Below are 20,130 nucleotides of genomic sequence, written 5' to 3' on the forward strand. Positions count from 1 at the left end.
CGCCGGACGCCCCGTCACCCTCGTCACCCAACCCGCTGACCGCCCCACCCGACACCTCCGCCATCGAGGTGTTGCGACGACCAGTTGAATCCGCCACCTACACGGCCTTCCGGTTCGCGGAACGGTTGGCGGACAACGGAATCCTGCCTTCGATGGGGTAGGTCGGCGACTCGTACGACAATGCCCTGATGGAGAACCTCTTCTCCACGCTCAAGATCGAGCTCGTCTACATGGCGGCGCGGTGTCAGGATTGGGGTACGGCCCACTCCCATCCGACGCCGCCTTTCATGTTGACGGGCCCTGCCATGCCGGAGGGCTGGTAGGTGATCGTCCCGCTCGCGTGCGGGGCGTCGAGGGCGAGCCGGCCGACGTACTTCCGGATCGGCTCGTACGGCCCCATCGGCAACCGCTCATCGTCCGGCAGGCAGGCATCCGACGCCGCGGTGCGGAGGCTGGTCGCGGTGACGCCGCTCGGGCCCACGAGGGCGAAGTCCTCCGGGCGGATGGACCAGCTGTTGGCGGTCGCCATCGGCGACATGTCGAGGTGGATCGAGAGCAGGATCATGTGTCCGTGCTGCGCCGGCCGCGAGAACCGGCCGGCGCAAGGACCGTCCACCGTGACGGCGCCGAGCGTGAATCGGCCCAGGACGACACCCTCTGCGTTGGTCACACTGGCCGACTGCCCGACGGCCTTCACCTCCAGGCCGCGGGGCGAGATGGCGGACGCGGCGGCGGTGCTCGTCGTGGATGTCGCCGACGTCGTCGATGACGCGGCGGCGGTGTCGCCGGCGGGCGCGGCATCCGGTGTCGACGTGCACGCGGCGGACAGGGCAGCGACGATGGCCAAGGCAGCAGGAATGGCACGGTGCATACCGGTCGGTCGCCGCAGGCGGCGACGGTGTTACGACACCGTCATGCTCCGCAGTGGCGCAGACACCCCGGACTCTTTCGACCTGGCGTCGTGGGTGGTGACCGTGGTGGAGATGTGGTGAAGCTCCTGGGATGACCTCTCGAGCAAGAGCAACACCATCGCCGGCAGCTTCGTGTGCTTTTCAACCCATCCGCGGTCGACCTGTGCAGTTCACACCTGCAGCTCCTTGTACGGAACTGACCACGCACCGGCGACGGATCGACAGCAGGGGGCACAGGCTCGGTCGGAGTCGTTCACGATCGCGACACGGGAACAGCAGCGGTGGCCGCTGGGCTTCAACGTCAGCGATCACAGGTGGCCCGAGCGATCATCACCCGCCCCTTGTCGCAGTGCCGTCGCCGGAATCCTGGTGCGGTGGAGCCGACGGGGCTCTTCCACTTCGACCGCTGACCGACCGGCGGAATCGCGCCGGCTCGTCCTCCGACAGGTCGGAGCAATTCGGCTCGTTGATTCGCCGGTGTACGGGTCGAGGCACCTCCCAACCACCTACACCGACAGCGTTGAACGCGGCGGTTCCACTGTCGCCGCAACCACCTGCGGCCGTCTGGCGCTACGCGGGCACGTCGTCGAAGGAGAAGCGCTGGTTGGCCTGGCCGTGGCAGGGGTACTGGCGGACCTCGGCTCCGTCCTCGAGGGAGGCGAACTCCACCTCTAGGCACAAACCGGTGTCGTCGGACACGATCCCGTACCCGTGGGCAGCCCCACCCTCCACCCGCCACCGCTGGGCGGGACCGCCGTCCGCGGGTGCGGCGGAGAAGCGCTGGCTCACCCGGCCGTCGCACGTCCACTGGACGATGTCGGCGGCGTCACCGGGGTCTGCGTCCAGCACGTCGAGGCACTTCTCGCTGTGCACCGGGACGATCAGGTATTCGTAGGGGTCGGTCGCCGCAGTGGCGGTGGTCGCCGAGGCGACCAGCGCGGCGAAGGCGGTGGTCATGGCGCTGCGGGCGGTGGCATGGGACGTCGTTCGATCCTCCAATGGCGGGTGGCACGTACTCGGCCACCAACCTTCACCCGTCCGCTGGCAGGCGCAGCAAGGTTCACACCGCCGTTCCACCGCGATCACCTGTCAGAGTTACGCCCGTCCGGGCGGACCTGGTCTACATCGGTCAGGAAGGCACCGGCTTCACTGATAAGGCACTGATCGACATGCGCCGAGGTTGACCGCGCTACGGCGTTCCACCTGCCCGTTCGACAACACACGGCGATCCGCTTGCCCACTGCTGTCGGTCGTCAAACGTGGCACGCGGCACGGTCACAAGATTGTTCGCGGTCCGGACCTGCGGTGATCCTCGGTTACCGTTGCCGGTGTGCCCACCCACACCGATCCAGAGCGTCTGTCGGCGGTCCATCGCTACCACATTCTGGACGCGCCCGCCGACGGTAGTTTCGACAGCGTCGCCCGCGTGGCCGCGCAGGTCTTCGGCACACCGATCGCGACCGTGACGATCGTGGACGTCGACCGCGTGTGGTTCGCGGCCTGCCACGGTCTGTCGGGCGTCACCCAGATCGGCACCGAGCCCGGCCTGTGCGCCTCGGCCGTGTTGCAGGACGAGGCGTACGTGGTGAACGACGGTGCGGTCGACCCCCGCACCCTGGACCACCCGCTGGTGCGCGGCGAGCTGGGCCTGCGCTTCTACGCCGCCGCGCCGATCATCACCGGCGACGGGCACCGGCTGGGCACGGTCAACGTGATCGACCGCGAACCCCGCGAGGTCACCGACACCCAGGTCGCGACGCTCACCGCGCTTGCCGGGATCGTCGCCGACCAACTGGAGTTGCGCCTGGCCGCCATCCAGGCGGTGCGCGCCGAACGCGGCCTGGACGAGGCTTCCGGAGCGCACGCCACCGCGTCGGCGAAGCTGGCGGGCCAGTTGCGCCACCTCGCGGCCGACCACCTCGACGCCGAGCACCCCCGGACGTGCCAGCTCGGCTTGTCGAGCCCCTGCGACAACCCCGTCGAGGTCAAGGTCGCCGATCCGTGGGGCGACTCAGCATGGGGCTGCATCCGGCACGCCGAAGACGTCATCATCAACGAGAGGTCGACGTTCATCGCCGACCAGAAGCTCAACGGACTGGAGCGCTACCTGCGAGCCGCGAAGCGCCGCACCGCCGGAACGACGCGCACGCCCTAATACGCTGACCTGTCGCACCAGCAGCCCATACCTAGTGTCCCGAGTCCGTTGATTCGTTGAGCCAGGTCTTGATCTCGGGCGTCTTGTGGGTGGCGTAGTTGTCACAGACCAGGTGCAGGCCCAACTCGGGTGGGGCGTGACGTCGACGGTCTTGAGGAACAGCACTCCACAGAGGACACGGAGATACCGGTCCAGCCCCGGGCTTCCTGCGCCGGCGCGGCAAGTGGCGGCTCGCGCAGTTCCGCGCTGACCGCGGCGTGCGCCTCGGTGAAGGCCCGCTCGAACCGGACGACGTCGAGCAGCAGGTCGACCCGGGACTCTCGCTCCCCGGCACCGTGTCCGGACGGGTGGCGGCCAGGTGATCGACGAACCCCGCGCGAGCATCTCGAACGTGCAGCTGCGCGAGGGGAGCACTCAGGTAGTCCCGTGCGAACTCGGTGAATGATCCGTCGCCGAGCACGCGCCGGGGTGTGGGCGAGTAGACCGGGGGGACGGTGGTCCATCCCCCGGTCCGGTCAGCCCAGCAGGCAGAGCAGGGAGCAGGCAGTCGCCGAGGACCACGCCGAGTAGGACGGCGGGGTGTCGGCGGGCGCGTTGCGCGGCGTGTAGCTCGCCTTCGCCTGGTTGGTCAGCGGGAACAGGGTCAGCACGGCGTAGGTCGAGCAGTAGAAGCGCTTGGTCTCCCCCGGTTGCAGGGTGAAGGTCCCGGCGGCGGCTTCACACGCGGGCTCCTCGTAGTCCACGACTCGCGCGTCGGTGATGACCACCGGGCCCTGGTTGGTCACCGTGATCTGCCAGTAGGCGGTCGCGTTGAGTAGGCCCAGCGTGCCCACCGGGGCCTTCTTGGCCCACGGTCCCGAGCCTTTGGGGCCGCAGTGGGAGGCGGTCTTCGAGGCGCAGATCTCCTTGTTCACCGTGACGACCGGCTGGCAGGCCGGCCCAGGCGCGACGGGGACGGTGACGGTCTTGGAGCTGAACGCGCCGGTGGTGTCGGTTCCGGTAGCGGTGTTCGACACGTCGGCCACGGCGCAGTCGGCGCTGGTCGTGGTGCGGAAGCACACCTGCGGCGGGTCTCCGGTGAAGCCGACGACCAGGCTCGGTTGGTTGCCGCCGCCGAAGTCCGCGCCGTTGTTCAGCACCGACATGGTGGTGACGGAAATCGTCGGGTGCGCGGTCGGTGAGACGCCGCTGAGGTCGACCGTGCCGTCGGGTGCGAAGCCGGGCGTGGCCACGGTCACCCCGTCCTGGTCGACCACGGTCACGCGGGACGCGCCGAAGTCGACGTTGCCGGGTGTGACGCCGACGAGCCGCGCGGAGCCGTACCCCTGCACATGGCCGGACGCGCCGTCGCAGTAGAAGTCGCCCGGGGTGAGCGAGACCTGGCCGCCGGAGCGGACGCACGGCGACGCGTCGGTGAGCGGGTCCATCGAGAACAGCACGCCCGCGTCGCCGAGGCCGATCATGCAGCCCGTCGGGGTGTCGTAGGTGTAGCCGTAGTCGCGGGTGACACCGCCGTTCACGGTCGGGTGGGTGATCGGGTTGGGCACGCCTGCGCACGCCGACGCGGTGGTCCAGTCGTGGCAGATCGCCGCGCCGACGTACGGGCCGCCCCAGATCACGAGGTAGCTGCGGGTGTGGCCGTTCGGGTAGATCACCTGCTCGCTGATGTCGAGATCCGCCGCGACCTGCGCGACACGGCGACCGGACGCGACCAGGTCGAGCACCTTGCGCCGGAACTCAGATGGGTACCTCTTGGGCATCGTGGACTGTCCTCCGGGCTACTGAGACGAGTGATCATCCAGTAACCCGACTCCGAACAACCAGGGGAGGATCATTTGGCCCTGCCCCGCTCGGACAGACCACCGCCATCCGCGTACCGCATCACTCCTGCGTAGACCACACGCCGATCACGACCCCGCAGGACACGCCGGGAACTACACGATCAACCCTGGTCTTTCAAGATCTGTAGCCACCCATTCTCCGGGGTGGTGGGTGTTGAGGGCTTGGACGCCGTAGGTGCTGGAAGCGCCACGGTGAAGCGGTGCGGAACCCGGCGCGGTGACCGGTCCGGGTCCGCCCGCGGGAACGGCGTGGTCAGCGCGGTGGGCGGCCCGTCCACCGGGTCGCGTCGGGCATCGACAGGCCGAACTGGTCGAGCACCCGCGCCGTCACGTGGTCCACAATGTCACCCACCGAGGTCGGCTTGGTGTAGAAAGCGGGCATCGGCGGGGCGAGCACCACACCCATCCTGGCCAGCCCCAGCATGTTCTCCAGGTGGATCTCCGACAGCGGCAGCTCCCTCGGCACGAGCACGAGCCTGCGCCGCTCCTTGATCGTCACGTCCGCCGCCCGCGCCACCAAGCCGTCGCCGAAGCCCGCGCGGATCGCGGCCAGCGTCTTCATGCTGCACGGAGCGACGACCATGCCGTCGGTCGGGAACGAGCCGCTGGCGATGGCCGCGGTGGCGTCGCCGGGCGCCCACACCCGATCGGCCAGGGCGAGCACGTCGACGGCCGTGCGGTCGGTCTCCAGCTCCAGGGTCGCCCGACCCCACTTGCTGAGCACCAGGTGCGTCTCCACCCCCAGCTCGCGCAACACCTCCAGCATTCGGACGCCCAGGATCGAGCCGGTAGCACCGGTGATCGCCACCACGAGCCTCATCGCACCACCCCGTCCAGCCCGCGCCCGAAGCTGCGGCTCGCCGCCGCGCGCAGGCGGTGCGGCACGGTGGCGTCGATGAACGTGCGGTCCGCACCGCCGTCCCGGCCCCGCGCCTGCGCCCACTGCTCGGTCTGCGACGGGTCCATGCGCAGCGCCCGGTAGCCGCCGTAGGTCACGCAGTCGGTGGACAGGTTGCACCTGGTGGTGATCGCCCACAGCACGTCCTCCGGCGAGCGGATGTCCACGTCGGTGTCGGTGAACACCACCAGCTTGAGGAACGGGTGCCCGTCGAACATCCGGCGGGCGATGTGCTTGAGCCTGCCCTCCGAGCGGGGCGAGTCGCGGCGCACGGCCACGATCAGGGTCAGCATCCCGCCACCCGCCGGGGTGTAGTGCAGGTCGCTGATCAGCTCCCAGTCGTGGTCACCCGCGACCGCGGCGCACAGCTCCCCCGCCGTGCCGAGGATGACCGCCTGCTCCCGGCCCGGTCCGATCACCGCCTGGTAGAGCGGGTCGGGCCGGGTGGTCACGCCGGTGACGGTCAGCACCGGCAGGTCCGGCTGCCCGCCGCCGTCGTAGCCGAGGAACTCCGGCATCGACGCGCCCACCGCCCGGCCCAGGGTCTCGTCGGCGGTGGTGTGGTCGAGGTAGCCCTCTAGCACGATCTCCGAGTCGGCCAGCACGGGCACGGGCTGGGTGGCCGCGTCGGTCAGCGCGACGGGTCCGCCCGCCAGCGCTCCGGCGACGGCGAGCTTGTCCCGCCCGGCGAGTGCGGTGGTGGTCAGCGCGGAGGCGACGACCGCGGCGGGCGGCGCGCCGATGTTGACGCTCACCGGGAGCCGTCGGCGGCGGCGCGTGGCCGCCTCGTGCAGCGCCCGCAGCGCCCGGCCAGGCAGCATCCACACCGCGAGCCGGTCCGGGCCCAGCACCAGCATCCGGTGCGCGGACAGCGCGCACCGGCCGTCCGGGTCGCCGGCGTGCACGAGGCCGAGGGTCACGTACGGGCCCGCGTCGCGGGGCGTGGTACGCAGGATCGGCAGCGCGCCCAGGTCGATGTCGCGCCGCTCGCGCCGGTCCGGCACGCGCACCGGCCGCACCGCGGCGTCGAACACGGCCGCGGCGGACTCGGGGTTGACCCGGGTCGGCAGGCCCGGCAGCCAGCTCCGCAGCCGGTCGGCGCTGCCGTACAGGCCCAGCAGCACCGGCAGGCCGGCGTCGGGCGGCCGGTAGAGCACGGCTTCCTCGGTGCGGGAGGAGGACGTGGCGGGGACACCCGCGTAGTGGCGCGCGTAGTGCCTGGCCACCCGGTCCAGGCGCACCGAATCGACCTCGGGCACGTCCGGCAGCGTGGCCAGCGCGTCGCGGACCGAGGTGGGTCTCATGGGCTCTCCCGGTGTTCGGTGGTCAGGTTCCGGCGTAGGTCCGCGAACCAGGCCGCGGGGTGGTCGGCGGTCAGCAGCGCGGTCGCCACCAGCAGCCCGGTGTAGCCGGCCGCCAGCAGCCGAGCCGCGCGGGCGGGGTCGTCGATCCCTCCCGCGCTGACCGGGAAGGCGGTGCCGGTGCCCAGCACGGCGGGCAGCAGCCGCAGGTCGCGGCCAGGGTCGCCGGCGGTCTCCCGGGTAGCGATGTCGCTGTTGTTCACCGCCACCACGCAGTCGGGGGCCACGGCGCCGAGCCCGGCGATCTCGGTCTCGTCGGCGACCTCGACGAACGGGGTGAGGTCCAGCTCCAGCGCCTGGTGGACCAGCTCGGGCAGCCTGCCCGCGGGCAGCAGGCGGGCGGTGAGCAGCACCGCCGATGCGCCCAGTTCCTTCGTCCGCCGCAGCTGTGCCCGTCCCACTACGAAGTCCTTGCGCAACAACGGCAGGTCGGTCCGCGATGCCACCTCGTGCAGCAGCTCGCAGGTCCCGCCGAACCACCGGCCGGTGACCACGGACAGCGCCGCGGCGCCTGCCTCGTGGTAGGCGGCCACCACGTCGGCGACCGACCTGCCGCGCAGCAACTGCGTGCCGTCCCCGCCGCGCACCTTGACCTCGGCTATCACCGGGGTGGTCGATGCGCGCAGGGCGGCGGTGAAGGTGGACTTCACGATTGCCCCTCTCCTCAGGCCGCCGCGGCGGCCGACCACTCCTGCCGGACCGCCCGCACCCGGCCGGCGTCCAGCGCGCCCGCCAGGTCGCGCACGCCGCTGTCCACGTCCACGCCCGCGAACCCCGGCAGGGCGCGGACCTCGGAGAACTGCCCGGCTACGCCGGGGCGCACGCCGCCCGCGACCAGGAACGGCAGGTCGACCTCCCGCGCCAGCGCGAGCAGCGCGGCCGGGTCGGCGTGGCGCCCGGTGCTGCCGACCCGGCCGTCCGACGCGGTCGGGTCGAACAGCACCAGGTCGACCCCGGCGCGTTCGTAGGCGCCGAGCAGCGGCCGTTCCGGGCAGCGCGTGCCGTGCAGGTGCAGCACCTTGATTACCAACCGGCACGGCTCGGCGCGCTTGAGCGCCCGCACCACGCCCGGCGGCTGGTAGCCGTGGAGCTGGACGGCGGACACACCGGACTCGGTCAGGACGCGGTCGAGCACGGCGGCAGACGGTTCGAGCGTCACCAGCACCGGTCGCGGTTCGCCCCGGACCGCGGCCAACGCGCGCAGCGCGCGGGAGTCCAGCTCGGCGTGCCCGCCGGGGACGCCGTGCCACAGCCCGACCAGGTCCGCGCCCGCGCCCGCCAGCAGCTCGAGGTCGGCGGCACGCACGGCGCCGCAGACCTTGAGCAGGGCGCGGTCAGGCATGGACCGGCTCCGGCAGACCGGCCAGCGCGGCCTCCACGCCCGCCTGGTCGAACGGCTCGTCACGCAGCGCGCCGGACAGGTGCGCCTCGTAGGCCGACAGGTCGTAGTGGCCCACCCCGGACAGTCCGAAGAGGATGGTCTCGGCCCGGCCCTCCACCTTGCAGCGCAGCGCCTCCCGCACGGCGGCCTCGATGGCGTGCGTGGACTCCGGCGCGGGCACCACTCCCTCGGCGCGGGCGAAGGCGACCCCGGCGGCGAAGCAGCGCGTCTGCTCCAGCGCGACCGCCTCGACGAGCCCCGCGTCCAGCGCCGCGCTGACCAGCGGCGCCATCCCGTGGTAGCGCAGGCCGCCGGCGTGGAACGACGGCGGCACGAAGGAGTGCCCCAGCGTGTGCATGCGCAGCAGCGGGGTCAGCCCGGCGGTGTCGCCGAAGTCGAAGGCCAGCTTGCCGCGGGTGAGCGTCGGGCACGCCGCGGGCTCCGCCGCGACCACCCGCACCTTCGCGCCGCCGGTGAGCACGTCGCCCAGGAAGGGGAACGCCAGCCCGCCCAGGTTGCTGCCGCCGCCCGCGCAGGCGACGACCACGTCCGGGTAGTCCTCGGCGAGCCCCATCTGCGCGATGGCCTCTCGCCCGATGACCGTCTGGTGCAGCAGCACGTGGTTGAGCACGCTGCCGCCCGCGTAGTTGGTGCGCGGGTCGGCCAGCGCGACCTCCAGCGCCTCGGAGGTGGCGATGCCGAGGCTGCCCGAGGACTCCGGGTCCTGCTCCAGCACGCGCCGGCCGGCTGCGGTCTCGTCGCTGGGACTGGCCACACACCGCGCTCCGTAGGTCTCCATCAGCATCTTGCGGTAGGGCTTCTGGTGGTAGCTCACCTTGACCATGTAGACCTGCACCTGGAGGTCGAACAGAGCGGCGGCGAACGACAGGGACGAGCCCCACTGCCCGGCGCCGGTCTCGGTGGCCAGCCGCTCCGCACCGGCTTCCTTGTTGTAGTAGGCCTGCGGGATGGCGGTGTTGGGCTTGTGGCTGCCGACCGGGCTGACGCCCTCGTACTTGTAGTAGATGCGCGCCGGGGTGTCCAAGGCGCGCTCCAGGCGCCGGGCGCGGAACAGCGGCGTGGGCCGCCAGATGCCGTACAGCTCGCGGACCCGGTCGGGGATCGGCACCTCCCGCTCGGTGCCGAGCTCCTGCTCGGCCAGCGCACGAGGCATGATCGGCAGCAGGTCATCCACCGTGACGGGCTGCCCGGTGCCGGGGTGCAGGTGGGGCTGAAGGTCGGGCAGGTCGGCGGCCAGGTTGTACCAGTGGGTCGGGATGTCCTGCTCGTCGAGCAGGTACTTGGTGCGCTCGCTCATTGCACTCTCCGGTCGTGGACGACGGGTGACTCGACCACCAGCGATCCGCGCGCCACCCGGTCACCCTCGGCGAGCAGGGCGGGGTGTGCGGCGCGCAGGCCGGCGATGACGAGGTCGTAGGGGAGGTCGTCGAACTCGCCGTGCTCGTGCAGGAACTCCATGCTCCGGCGGCCGGCGAGGTCGTGGGGATGGTGCACGCTGTCCGCGGTGCCGTCGAACTCGAGCGGCGCGATGCGGTAGAGCCGGCACAGCGTCCGGTTGAACACCGGGGTGGCGCGCACCCAGCCGCCGTCCAGGTGGACCGCGGTCAGGCAGTGGAACCGGAACACGTCGCCACCCACCAGCGCGCGCAGTCGGTCGGAGGCCAGGTGGTTGCGCACGTCGGTGAGCACCAGCCTGCTGGGCACGCCGACCGCGCGCAGCAGCGCGGCGTAGAGCAGCGACTTGTGCAGGCATATGCCCGAGCCGGTGGTGGCGACCGCGCTCGCGGTGAGGCCGGTGCGGGACAGGTCCGCGCCGTAGACCTCGTAGCGCACGTGGTCGCGCACCGCGTAGTACAGCGCCACCGCGGCTCGGCCCGCCGGGACCGACCGGTCCGGCAGGTGCCGGTCCAGGAAGTCCCGGACCGCCGGCGAGTCGTGGTCGACGTGGTGGGTGGGGTCGAGGGTGGGTGTGGGCATGGTCGTCCCCCTGGTCGCGAGCCGAGCGGTCACAGGCCGAGCGTGGAGCAGATGCGGTTGCGCTGGATCTCGGACGTCCCGGAGTAGACGGTGCCCGCGACCGCGTCGCGCAGGTCCTTCTCCACCCCGTACTCGCTCAGGTAGCCGTTGCCGCCGAAGATCTGCACTGCGGCCAGCGCGGAGGCGGTGTTGTGCTCGCTGACCACCAGCTTGGTCATCGCGATGTCGGCGGTGACGTCCTCGCCCGCCATCAGCCTCGACGCGGTGTCGTAGAGCCACTTGCGCGAGGTCTCCACGCCGATCTTCATGTCCGCGATCCGGTGCGAGACGGCTTGGTAGGAGCCGATCGGCGCGCCGAAGGCGGTGCGTTCGCGAGCGTAGGCCACGCACCGGGTCAACCGGTGCTCCATCGCGCCCAGCGTGATGGCGAAGGAGAGCAGGATCTCCCGCTTCATCACGTGGTCCAGCACCATGAACCCCCCCGCCGACCCGGCCGACCACGTGGCCGGCGGGCACCGCGCAGTCCTGGAAGTAGACCTCCGACAGCGGTGAGGTGCGCAGCCCCATCTTGTCGACGGGGCCGCCCACGTGCAGTCCGGGCGTGTCGCGCTCGACGAGGAACGCCGTGGTGCCCAGCGGACCGCCCGAGGGGTGGGTGCGCGCGTAGACCACGAACAGGCCGGCCACCGGTCCGTTGCTGACGAACGCCTTGACGCCGTTGAGCACGAAGCGGTCGCCGTCGCGCACCGCCTTGGTGCGCATCGCGAAGGCGTCGGACCCGCTGTCGGGTTCGGAGATGGCGTGCGCCCCGATGCTCGCACCGTCGCAGACCGCGGGCAGGAACCGGTCCTTGAGGGCGGACGAGCCGAACCGCTGCAACGCGATCCCGGTGCTGACCACGTGCGTGGACACCGAGAACCCGAGCCCGCCGTCGCGGCAGCCCTCCCCGAGTCCTTCCAGGACGTACATCGTGGTCGCCAGGTCTTGGCCGAGCCCGCCCCACCGCTGCTCGAACGGCAGCCGCAGCATCCCGCTCTCGCACACCAGCTTCCACTTGTCCTGTGGGAAGCCCGCCTCGGCGTCCCGCTCCAGGTGGCCGTCGCTCAGGGCGGCCGACCACCGCGCCATCCCCGCCCGCAGCTCCCGCTGCGCCGTGCTCCAGGTGATCACGGTCGGCTCAGTAGTGGGAGTACGTGGCCGAGTCGAGGCTGTGCCGCTCGTCCCCGCGCAGGGCGGGGGCGAACACGCAGATCAGCCTCAGGTCCTCGTGGGGCGACGCGACCAGGAAGTGCGGGTCGTGGTTGTCCAGCGCGTACAGCGTGCCGGGAGAGATGGGGAACGAGCTCCCCTCGGCGTCGACGACCTCGCCGCTGCCCTCGATGCAGTAGCAGGCCTCCAGGTGGTTGCGGTACTCCAGGCGCGACTTGGTGCCCGCCGTGACGGTGGTGTCGGTCACGGTGTAGCCCATGCCGTCGGCGGCCAACAGGAACCGCCTGCTCACTCCGTTGCCCCAGTTCACGGCCACGGCCTCGGCCAGCGTCCGAACGATCATGGTCTTCCCCTTCTCAGGAGGCGGCGGTAGGGCCGCCGGTGGGTACGGTGGACGGGCGCAGCGCCGCGACCCAGTCGGTCAGTTCGGCCACCACGTCGCCGCCGGTGGCCCGGCAGTGCTCGACGCGGTCGACCGCAGCGCTGCCCACGACGGCGGCGTCCGCCCCCGCGGCGGCCAGCGACCACAGGTCGGCGGCCGTGCGGACGCCGAAGCCGACCGCGACCGGCGCCGCGCCGCGCAGCTCGTGGATGGTGGGCGCCAGGGCGGTGAAGCCGTCGGCGGGGCGCAGCCCGCTGCGGCCGCGGTGTGCGACCAGGTAGAGGTAGGCGGACGCGTGGAGCCGGGCGTCGGCGCGGGTGGTCGGGGAGGATTGGGCGTAGCAGGTGGCCACCACCGGCAGGTGGTGGGTCGCCGCCGCGTCGAGGTAGTCGGCGCGCAGCCGCGGCGGCAGGGCGTGCACCAGCAGGCCGTCGGCGGCCGAGTCGGCGACGGTCGCCACGAAGCTCGCGATCGGGGTCGGTCGCACGGTGTGCGCCCAGTCGGCGAGCAGCGCGATGCGCGTGCGGCGCAGGCCGCCGCGCACTTCGGCCAGCAGGTCGAGCACCTCGGTGAGGCCGACGCCCCGGTCCAAGGCGCGCCGCGCCGAGCGCTGGACGGCCGGGCCGTCGGTCGGGGAGTCGGGGAAGGGCACCGCCAGCTCCAGGCAGTCCACGCCGGCCTCGTCCAGGGCGGGCAGCAGCTCGCGCAGCACCGGCAGCGGTGGGTCGCCCGCGTTGAGGAACACCGCGAGGCCGATGTCCCCGGCGGGTACTCGGTCGAAGAAGCGGCCGGTCCGCGCCGCCGGGTGCTCAGGCATGGGCGACCGCGGTCCGGCCGCAGGTCCGGTGCAGCAGGTCCACCGCCGCGCCGCCGGCGACCGCGTCCCGCGCGGCCGACAGCGCACGGGCCAGGTCCGCCTCCACCCCGCCGAGGACTGCCAGGGCGGCGGCGTTGAGGCACACGGTGTCCACCGCCGCGACGGAGGCGCGTCCGGACAGCACCGCGGTGAAGCGGTCCACGACCCCGGCGCGGTCGGGCGCCTGGACGAGGTCGGCGGGTTCTCCGTGCGCGGTGACCGGCTCGATGGTGAACAGGTCGGCGCCGGGCTCGTGCACGGTGTTGCGGACGAAGCCGATCAGCTCGTCGGCGCCGAAGTCGTTGTGGCACAACCAGGCCCGGCCGGGGTGGTCGGCGGCGAGGGCCGACAGCGCGGGCACGGCCGCCGGGTCGGCGACACCGGTGAGCTGCGCGGCCACCGGGACGTTCGCCAGGAACGGCCCCACCGCGTTGACGAAGCCGCCGACGGCCCGCATCCCCAGCGGCGCCACCAGTCGTGCCAGCCGGGTGAGGTGCGGCGGGTAGGCGTAGCGGCCCGCGAAGGCCAGGCCGAACCGGTCGAGGGATGCGGCCAGCTCATCCGGTGTCCGGGCGGGGCGCACGCCGAGCAGCTCCAGCAGATCCGTCGCGCCCACCGGGCTGGAGTGGCCGCGCGAGCCGGTCTTGACCACCCGCACGCCCAGCGCGGCGGCCACGAACGCCGCCGCGGTGGAGATGTTGAACGTGGCCCGACCACCGCCGGAGCCGACGACGTTGACCGCGCCGGGGATGACGGGGCCGGGGTCGGGCACGCGCTCCCGCAGGGAGGCGACGAACGCCCGGGTGGTGCCGGGGTCGGGCATCCGGACCGAGGTGGCGGCCAGCACGGCGGCGGCTTCGGCGGGGTCGAGCGAGCCCGCGTCGAGGCGGTCCCACCAGGCGGCCCAGGTCCCGTGGTCCACCGGGGCGCTCCGGACCAGGGCCGATAACGGCTCGGTCATCTCGATCCGATCCCCTCCGGGCGCAGGCCCTGCTCAATGAACGCGGTGATGGCGTTGACCGTGCGGAAGCTGTCGGGGTCCAGGTCGATGTCCTCCACGGCGACGCCGTGCGCGCTCTCCAACCAAGCGATGATTTTGAGGAGTCCGAGGCTGTCGACCACCCCTCCCGCGACCAGGTCGTAGTCGCCGGGCAGCGATGCCACCGGGATGTCGGGGGCGAACTCGGCGCAGATGAACGCGGTGACTTCCTTAGTGCGGTCCATGTCAGTCCTTCGCGGTCCTCGTGGTGAGCAGCAGTCGCCGGTCGGGTTTGCCGGTCGACGTGCGCGGGATGGGGTCGTCGGTGATGTGGAAGGTGGAGGGCACCGCGGTGCGCGGCAGTCGTTGGGCGCAGTGCCGGCGCAGCTCCAGGCCGTCGGGGGCCGCTCCGGGCAACCGGCGCGCCCAGGCGTGCAGGACGTGCCCGGCGACCGGGTCGGGCACCGCCACCACGACCGCCTCGGCCACCTCGGCGTGCTCGGCGAGCACGTGCTCCACGTCGCCGAGGTTGGTGCGCACACCGCGCACCTTGACCTGCAGGTCGGTTCGGCCCAGCAGGACCAGGCGGCCGGACGCGGTGCGCCGGACCAGGTCGCCGCTGCGGAAGTAGCGGAAGCCGTCGGCGCCGTCCGGGTGGCCGGTGAACCGGTCCTCGTTGAGCGACTCGTCGAGGTACCCGGCGGTCTGGAACGGGGTGGCGACGCACAGCTCGCCCTCCCCCTCGCCGTGCAGGACCCGGCCGGTCTCGTCCAGCACGAGCACGGCCACTCCCGGGATCGGCTCGCCCAGCTCGGGCGGTGCGGCGAGGTCGGCGGCGTCCAGGCTGCGCACGAGGCTGTCGTTGGTCTCGGTGCAGCCGTACACGTCGTGGAAGCGGGCGTTGGGGAACAGCGCCGGCAGGTCGCGCAGCAGCCGCGCGGGCGTGCTCTCGCCGGTGAGCAGGACGTCGCGGACGCCGGGATGGGTGGCGCCGGTCTTCGCGGCGTAGTCGGCCAGCAGCCGGAACAGCAGCGGCACGCCCTGCACGAGGGTGACGCTGTGCCGCTCGACCAGCTCGGTCAGGTGGCGGCCGTCGGCGCCGCGCGCCGGGTCGACCAGGACGGTGGTGCCGCCGTGCTTCAAGGTGGCCCACACGTCGAGCAGGCACAGGTCGAAGTTGAGCGGGCTGTGGTTGAGCACCACCGATTCCGGCCCCAGGCCGAACCGGGCGCCCGCCCACTCGGTGAACCGGTCCACCGCGCCCACGCCCAGCGGCACTACCTTGGGCACGCCGGTGGAGCCGGACGTGGTGAGCAGCAGGGCGACGGCCTCCGGGTCGGCCGGCGTGCCGTCCAGCGGCAGTCCGGCGGACCCCGCGCCGGCCGCCACGACCTGCGCGGTGGTCGGGGTGACCGCGCACCGGGCGCGATCGACCAGCGCGGCCAGGGTGACCGCGCCCAGGGTGACCGGTGGCAGCAGCACCGGGCGTCCCCGACCGAGGCAGGCCAGCACCGCCGCCACCGAGTCCGGGGACTTCGGCGCGAGCAGCCCGACCACGCCACCGACCGGCGCGAGGCGGTCCAGGCCCGCCGCGGCGAGTTCGGCCCGGCGCACCAGGTCGGCGTAGCCGATCACCTCGCCCCCGTGGACCAAGGCGGGGTGGTCGGGCGCCCGGTCGGCCGTCGCCGTCAGAGCTCTGACCAGTGAGTGAGCAGCCATGTCGAGTGGGCATCCCTTGAGTGCGGAACGGCACTTCGCCCGGTGAGCGGCGAAACCCGTCGTGGTACTGCCGCCAACCCGGCTCGCGGCTGCGGCCGAGGAGTTCGGCAGGTCTGGTCGAGTGGTGCCGATGAGCCGCCGGCGGTAATACCGCCGAGGCGCTCCGTCGAATCGAAATGGTTCTCCCGGTTCATCCGGGGAGAAAACGGACCGTTGTGCGAACTGATCGGTGCCGCTTAACCGTACGTGGCCGACGGGAACCCGACAATACCGCCGTCGGTGGCCGTTTATTCGGCCGTTTGACCGAGGTTGGACCGGACCCGAGCACCGAAGTGGACCGCCTCCACCCGCACCGACAGGCATTGCCGAAGTACCCGAACAGCTCATTTCGACCTTCCGGAATTTCGACTCCGACGGTTCTCAATAACCCACGAGACCGCATGTCGGCGGATTGAGGTTGACCGGGTATTCGAATTTCCTATGACCGCACTCCAGCGCCCGCCAAGGCCACTGCAAGAGGAATAATCACGGTTGCCGACAGAAGAGACTCGACCCGACAATGCCACCCAAGGTGCCCTTTCGACTTCATTGCGTGACAGCGCGGCGGTCAAAATGGGATGCGGTGACCCGCGCGGCACTCGCGCCGCGCCCCCTGAATGCCCGTCCTCCCGGCTTTCTCCCTCGGAAAACGAACAACGGCCCGCGGTGGGGCCGTTGTTCGACTACCTGGTGGCGGTGCCACCCGCTCGGGCGGGTACGGCACCCAGGTCGGGGCCGACGCCTTCCGCGGGCCGGGACCTGGCCGCGGCGGTCAGCGCGATGCCGGCCACCAGCACGAGCACCGGCAGGGTGAACACCACGCGGACCGCGTCGCCCAACGCGTCGGGCGGGATGGCGTCCAGGTCGGCGTCGGGCCGGCCCAGCCTCGCCTGCAGCAGGGCGCCGACCGCCGCGCCGCCGACCGCGGTTCCGCTCATCCGAGCCAGGTTGAACAGGCCCGAGGCGGCACCCGCCAGCTCCGGGGGGACGGCGCGCATGGCGATGACCGCGGCCGGGGAGAACACCACTCCCATGCCGAAGCCGAACACCAGCAGCGGCGGCAGCAGCACCGGCCACCGGGCGCCCGGCGACAGCACGGCGGCCAGGTACCCCGCGCCCAGCGCGGTGCACGCCAGCCCCGCGGCCAGCACCACACGGCCGTCCAACCGGTCGGTGAGCCTGCCCGCCAGCGGCGAGGCCAGTGCCGAGACCGCCGGCGCTGCGGCCACCACCAGGCCCGCCGCCAACGCGCTCATCCCGGCCGCGATCTGCAGGTGCAGCAGCACCAGGAACAGCGTGCCGCCGACACCGCAGGCGATGGCCGCCGACACCGCGCTCATCAGCACGAAGTCCCGGTCGCGCACCACCGCGAACGGCACCAGCGGATCCCGCGCCTGCCTGCCCCGCTGCACCAGCGCGAACCCCACCAAGGCCAGCACGCCCACGCCGAGCAGCACCGGCACGGTGACCGGGCCCCACACCGAACCCCAGCCGCGCGGCTCGCCCTCGATCAGCGCGAAGCTGATCAGGAACAGCGCCGCGGTGACCAGCACCGTCCCGGCCAGGTCCAGCCGCCGCCGGCCGTCGACCCGCACGGCGGGCACCACGACGGCGGCGGTGACCAGCACGCAGACGCCGATGGGGACGTTGACCAGGAACACCCACCGCCAGTCCAGCCACGACACCAGCAACCCGCCGAACGTGGGCGCGATGGCCACCGAGATGCCCGCGAAGGAGCCCCACAGGCCGAAGGCCGCGCCACGCCGCTCCGGCGGGAACAGGCGCGAGATCATCGACAGCGACTGCGGCGACAGCATCGCCGCGCCCACCCCTTGGGCTACCCGGGCGGCGACGAGCTGCCCCGGCGACCCGGCCAGGCCGCACAGCACCGACGCGGCGGTGAACAGCGCGACACCCGCCAGGTACATCCGCTTCGGCCCGACCAGGTCGCCCAGCCGGGCGGTGACCAGCAGCAGGCCGGTCACCACCACGACGTAGGAGTTCACCACCCACAGCACCCCGTCCAGCGAGGCGCCCAGGTCCGCGGCCAGGTCGGGCACGGCGACGTTGACCACGGTGGAGTTCAGCAGCACCAGCGACTGCCCCAGGCACAGCACGGTCAGCACGCCCCAGGCGCGGCGACCCTCCACGGTGGTCACGGGCCGTCGGGGGTCATGGCGTCGATGAGGCTGCGCGGACGCATGTCCACCCAGTTCCGCTCGACGTACTCCAGACACGCCTCGCGGGTGTCCCGGGGATGGGCCTCGTGCCAGCCGTCGGGCACCGCCAGGAACGCGGGCCACAACGAGTGCTGGCCCTCGTCGTTGACCAGCACCAGGTAGACGCCGTCCGGGTCTTCGAACGGATTGGTCATCTCGGGGTCCTCTCGGAGTCGGTGAGCCGCGCGGCCAGCATGGGGCCGAGCCGCGCCAGGGCAGTTGGCCCGGTCATCGCGCCGTGCGCGACCGGGATGGGGTGTTCGGCGATCCGGCCGCCGACCCAGGGCCGCCAGGCGTCCGCGGTGGGCGCGTCGGCGGGTTTTCCGGCGGTGGCGGTGAAGAACAGGATGTCGCCGTCGTAGTGCCCCGGGACGTGGGCGGCGCGCAGGGCGAGGTTGGCGGCGAACACCCGTTCCACCGCGGCCACCGCGGCCACGCCAAGCTCGCCGACGGGGTTGCCCGCCGACCGCAGCACCGCGACGGCGTCGGCCCTGGTGAGCCGGGCGTCGAGCGGCCCGGGCCCGGGGGTGGCCGAATCCGGAGGAGCCGCACCCGGCGAAGCCGAGCCGGGGGAGGCCAAGCCCAGGGACACCAGCACCGCCTGCCGGTTCTCCCCCGCCGAGAGTTCCGGCGCCCGCTCGCCCGGCCGGGAGGGGTAGGCGTCGAGCAGGGTGAGCAGGCCGACCTCGGCCCCGTCCGCCCGCAGCGCGGCGGCCGCGGCGTGGGCGACGACACCGCCGAAGGACCAGCCGAGCAGGTGGTACGGCCCGTTCGGCCGGACCCGGCGGATGTGCGTGGCGAACCGCGCGGCCAGCTCGGCCACGCTGCCCGGCTGGGCGCCGGTCAGCCCTGGCGCCTGCAACGCGTACACCGGCCGGTCCGGGCCCAGGTCGCGCAGCAGCCCGGCGTAGGACCAGCCGATGCCCGCGCCGGGGTGCACGCAGAACAGCGGCGGGAGCGCACCGGTCGCACGCAGCGGCAGGACCTCGGCCAGGGGGTCGGCGACCGCGCCGCCGACCTGCCGGGCGGGACCCACGCGCCGGGCTAGCCCGGCGGGCGTTGGCGCTTCGAACAGCTCCCGGATGCCCAGGTGCCCGCCGAACGCGGCACGCACGCGCCCGATCAGCGAGACCGCCAGCAGCGAGTGCCCGCCCAGGTCGAAGAAGCCGTCGTCGGCGCCCACCCGAGGCACGCCCAAGACCTCGGCGAACAGCTCACACAGCAGCCGTTCGGCTTCGGTGGCCGGCTCACGACCCCCCGCGGCGTAGGCGGGCGCGGGCAGCGCCCGGCGGTCGAGCTTGCCGTTGGCGGTCAGCGGCAGCGCTTCCACCGGCACCACCGCGGCGGGCACCGCGTAGCCCGGCAAGGTCCGGGTCAGGTGCGCCCGCAGCTGTTCCGGGTCGAGCCCGACGCCCACCGCGTAGGCCACCAGCCGCCGGTCGCCGGGCCGGTCCTCGCGCACCAGCACCGCGGCGGCGGCGACTTCGGGGTGCTCGACCAGCCGGGCCTCGATCTCCGCTGGCTCGATGCGGAACCCCCGCAGCTTCACCTGCTGGTCGGCCCGCCCGGCGAACAGCACGACCCCGTCCCGCCGGACCAGGGCCAGATCGCCGGTGCGGTACATGCGGGCGCCCGATCGGCCCGCCGGGTCCGCCACGAACCGCTGCGCGGTGTCGGCCGGCCGGCGCAGGTAGCCGCGCGCCAGGCCGGCGCCGGCGACGTACAGCTCGCCCAGCACGCCCGGCGGCACCGGGTTCAGCTCGGGGTCCAGCACCCGCACGTCGACGCCGTCGAGCGCCCGACCGATCGGCACGGTGTCGCCGTCCGGACCGATGACGCGGTGGCTCGTGGCGAAGGTCGTGGTCTCGGTGGGGCCGTAGCCGTTGACCACGACCAGGTCCGGGCACGCGGCCAGCACGCGCCGCACCGCGTCGGGCGACACCACGTCGCCGCCGGTCCACACCTGGCGCAGCGCCGCGAAGCCCTCCGGCGCCTCCTTTGCCAGCAGGGTGAACAGGCCCGCGGTGAGCCACGCGGCGGTGACCCCGCCAGTGGTGAGCAGCGCGGTGTAGCCGGCGACGTCCAGCTCCCCGGGTGGGGCGAGCACGAGCGTGCCACCCGCCAACAACGGAACCCAGATCTCATACGTCGACGCGTCGAACGCCACCGGCGAATGCACCAA

The 20,130-nt window shown here is 72.7% G+C and carries 19 protein-coding genes and 1 pseudogene; 1 reads left to right on the forward strand and 19 read right to left on the reverse strand.

Going from position 1 to position 20,130, the window contains the following annotated elements:
• Positions 1–244: 244 nt before the first annotated feature.
• Together AB0H12_RS44095 and AB0H12_RS44100 are read right to left on the reverse strand one after the other, a co-directional pair.
• Entirely contained in the window at positions 245–847 is a 603-nt protein-coding gene (locus tag AB0H12_RS44095; RefSeq protein WP_499632443.1) for a hypothetical protein, read from the reverse strand.
• 634 nt (positions 848–1,481) lie between these two features.
• Positions 1,482–1,868 (reverse strand): RICIN domain-containing protein, encoded by a 387-nt coding sequence (locus AB0H12_RS44100; protein WP_499632446.1) that lies wholly within the window; start codon positions 1,866–1,868, stop codon positions 1,482–1,484.
• A gap of 373 nt (positions 1,869–2,241) precedes the next feature.
• On the opposite strand from AB0H12_RS44100, the gene AB0H12_RS44105 reads away from it, so the two are divergent.
• A complete protein-coding gene (locus AB0H12_RS44105; RefSeq protein WP_499632450.1) occupies positions 2,242–3,066 on the forward strand; it encodes a GAF domain-containing protein in 825 nt (274 codons plus the stop codon).
• 515 nt (positions 3,067–3,581) lie between these two features.
• Here the strand turns inward: AB0H12_RS44105 and AB0H12_RS44110 are convergent.
• The 17 genes and pseudogenes from AB0H12_RS44110 to AB0H12_RS44190 form a co-directional block, all read right to left on the reverse strand.
• A complete protein-coding gene (locus tag AB0H12_RS44110; RefSeq protein ID WP_499632454.1) occupies positions 3,582–4,826 on the reverse strand; it encodes a transposase in 1,245 nt (414 codons plus the stop codon).
• Positions 4,827–5,160: 334 nt separating this feature from the next.
• Positions 5,161–5,727: a UbiX family flavin prenyltransferase gene (locus tag AB0H12_RS44115; protein ID WP_499632457.1), complete on the reverse strand. Its 567-nt coding sequence runs from the start codon at positions 5,725–5,727 to the stop codon at positions 5,161–5,163.
• Complete coding sequence (locus AB0H12_RS44120; RefSeq protein ID WP_499632460.1) at positions 5,724–7,109, reverse strand: UbiD family decarboxylase domain-containing protein; 1,386 nt, start codon at positions 7,107–7,109, stop codon at positions 5,724–5,726. The genes AB0H12_RS44115 and AB0H12_RS44120 overlap by 4 nt, the downstream gene beginning before the upstream one ends.
• Positions 7,106–7,816, reverse strand: a complete 711-nt coding sequence (locus tag AB0H12_RS44125; protein ID WP_499632463.1) for a beta/alpha barrel domain-containing protein — start codon at positions 7,814–7,816, stop codon at positions 7,106–7,108. Before AB0H12_RS44125 ends, AB0H12_RS44120 begins: the two co-directional genes overlap by 4 nt.
• Before the next feature lie 14 nt (positions 7,817–7,830).
• On the reverse strand, positions 7,831–8,508 hold the full coding sequence (locus AB0H12_RS44130; RefSeq protein ID WP_499632465.1) for a phosphoribosylanthranilate isomerase: 678 nt from the start codon (positions 8,506–8,508) through the stop codon (positions 7,831–7,833).
• Entirely contained in the window at positions 8,501–9,865 is a 1,365-nt protein-coding gene (locus tag AB0H12_RS44135; protein WP_499632468.1) for a TrpB-like pyridoxal phosphate-dependent enzyme, read from the reverse strand. Before AB0H12_RS44135 ends, AB0H12_RS44130 begins: the two co-directional genes overlap by 8 nt.
• Entirely contained in the window at positions 9,862–10,578 is a 717-nt protein-coding gene (locus AB0H12_RS44140; RefSeq protein ID WP_499632494.1) for a transglutaminase-like domain-containing protein, read from the reverse strand. Before AB0H12_RS44140 ends, AB0H12_RS44135 begins: the two co-directional genes overlap by 4 nt.
• A complete protein-coding gene (locus AB0H12_RS44145) occupies positions 10,575–11,018 on the reverse strand; it encodes an acyl-CoA dehydrogenase family protein (protein ID WP_499632497.1) in 444 nt (147 codons plus the stop codon). Before AB0H12_RS44145 ends, AB0H12_RS44140 begins: the two co-directional genes overlap by 4 nt.
• Positions 11,019–11,124: 106 nt before the next feature.
• A pseudogene (locus tag AB0H12_RS44150) lies at positions 11,125–11,673 on the reverse strand (acyl-CoA dehydrogenase family protein); the annotation flags it as partial.
• A gap of 49 nt (positions 11,674–11,722) precedes the next feature.
• Positions 11,723–12,097 carry an ectoine synthase gene (locus AB0H12_RS44155; protein WP_499632471.1) on the reverse strand — a complete coding sequence of 125 codons (375 nt, stop codon included), beginning with the start codon at positions 12,095–12,097 and terminating at the stop codon, positions 11,723–11,725.
• 13 nt (positions 12,098–12,110) lie between these two features.
• Entirely contained in the window at positions 12,111–12,953 is an 843-nt protein-coding gene (gene trpA, locus AB0H12_RS44160) for a tryptophan synthase subunit alpha (protein ID WP_499632474.1), read from the reverse strand.
• Positions 12,946–13,953, reverse strand: a complete 1,008-nt coding sequence (locus AB0H12_RS44165; protein WP_499632477.1) for a hypothetical protein — start codon at positions 13,951–13,953, stop codon at positions 12,946–12,948. The genes trpA and AB0H12_RS44165 overlap by 8 nt, the downstream gene beginning before the upstream one ends.
• Positions 13,950–14,216, reverse strand: a complete 267-nt coding sequence (locus AB0H12_RS44170) for a phosphopantetheine-binding protein (RefSeq protein WP_499632479.1) — start codon at positions 14,214–14,216, stop codon at positions 13,950–13,952. Before AB0H12_RS44170 ends, AB0H12_RS44165 begins: the two co-directional genes overlap by 4 nt.
• Before the next feature lies 1 nt (position 14,217).
• Positions 14,218–15,690, reverse strand: coding sequence for an AMP-binding protein (locus AB0H12_RS44175; RefSeq protein WP_499632482.1), 1,473 nt, complete (start codon positions 15,688–15,690; stop codon positions 14,218–14,220).
• A gap of 722 nt (positions 15,691–16,412) precedes the next feature.
• The gene (locus tag AB0H12_RS44180; protein ID WP_499632485.1) at positions 16,413–17,888 is read right to left on the reverse strand and encodes an MFS transporter; all 1,476 of its coding nucleotides are present in this window, start codon (positions 17,886–17,888) and stop codon (positions 16,413–16,415) included.
• Positions 17,885–18,103, reverse strand: coding sequence for an MbtH family protein (locus AB0H12_RS44185; protein ID WP_499632488.1), 219 nt, complete (start codon positions 18,101–18,103; stop codon positions 17,885–17,887). The genes AB0H12_RS44180 and AB0H12_RS44185 overlap by 4 nt, the downstream gene beginning before the upstream one ends.
• A partial coding sequence (locus AB0H12_RS44190) for an AMP-binding protein (RefSeq protein ID WP_499632491.1) occupies positions 18,100–20,130 on the reverse strand: 2,031 nt, incomplete at its 5' end. The genes AB0H12_RS44185 and AB0H12_RS44190, both read right to left, overlap by 4 nt.

It is taken from the genome of Actinosynnema sp. NPDC023794, from assembly GCF_040639675.1.
Lineage (GTDB): Bacteria > Actinomycetota > Actinomycetes > Mycobacteriales > Pseudonocardiaceae > Actinosynnema > Actinosynnema luteola.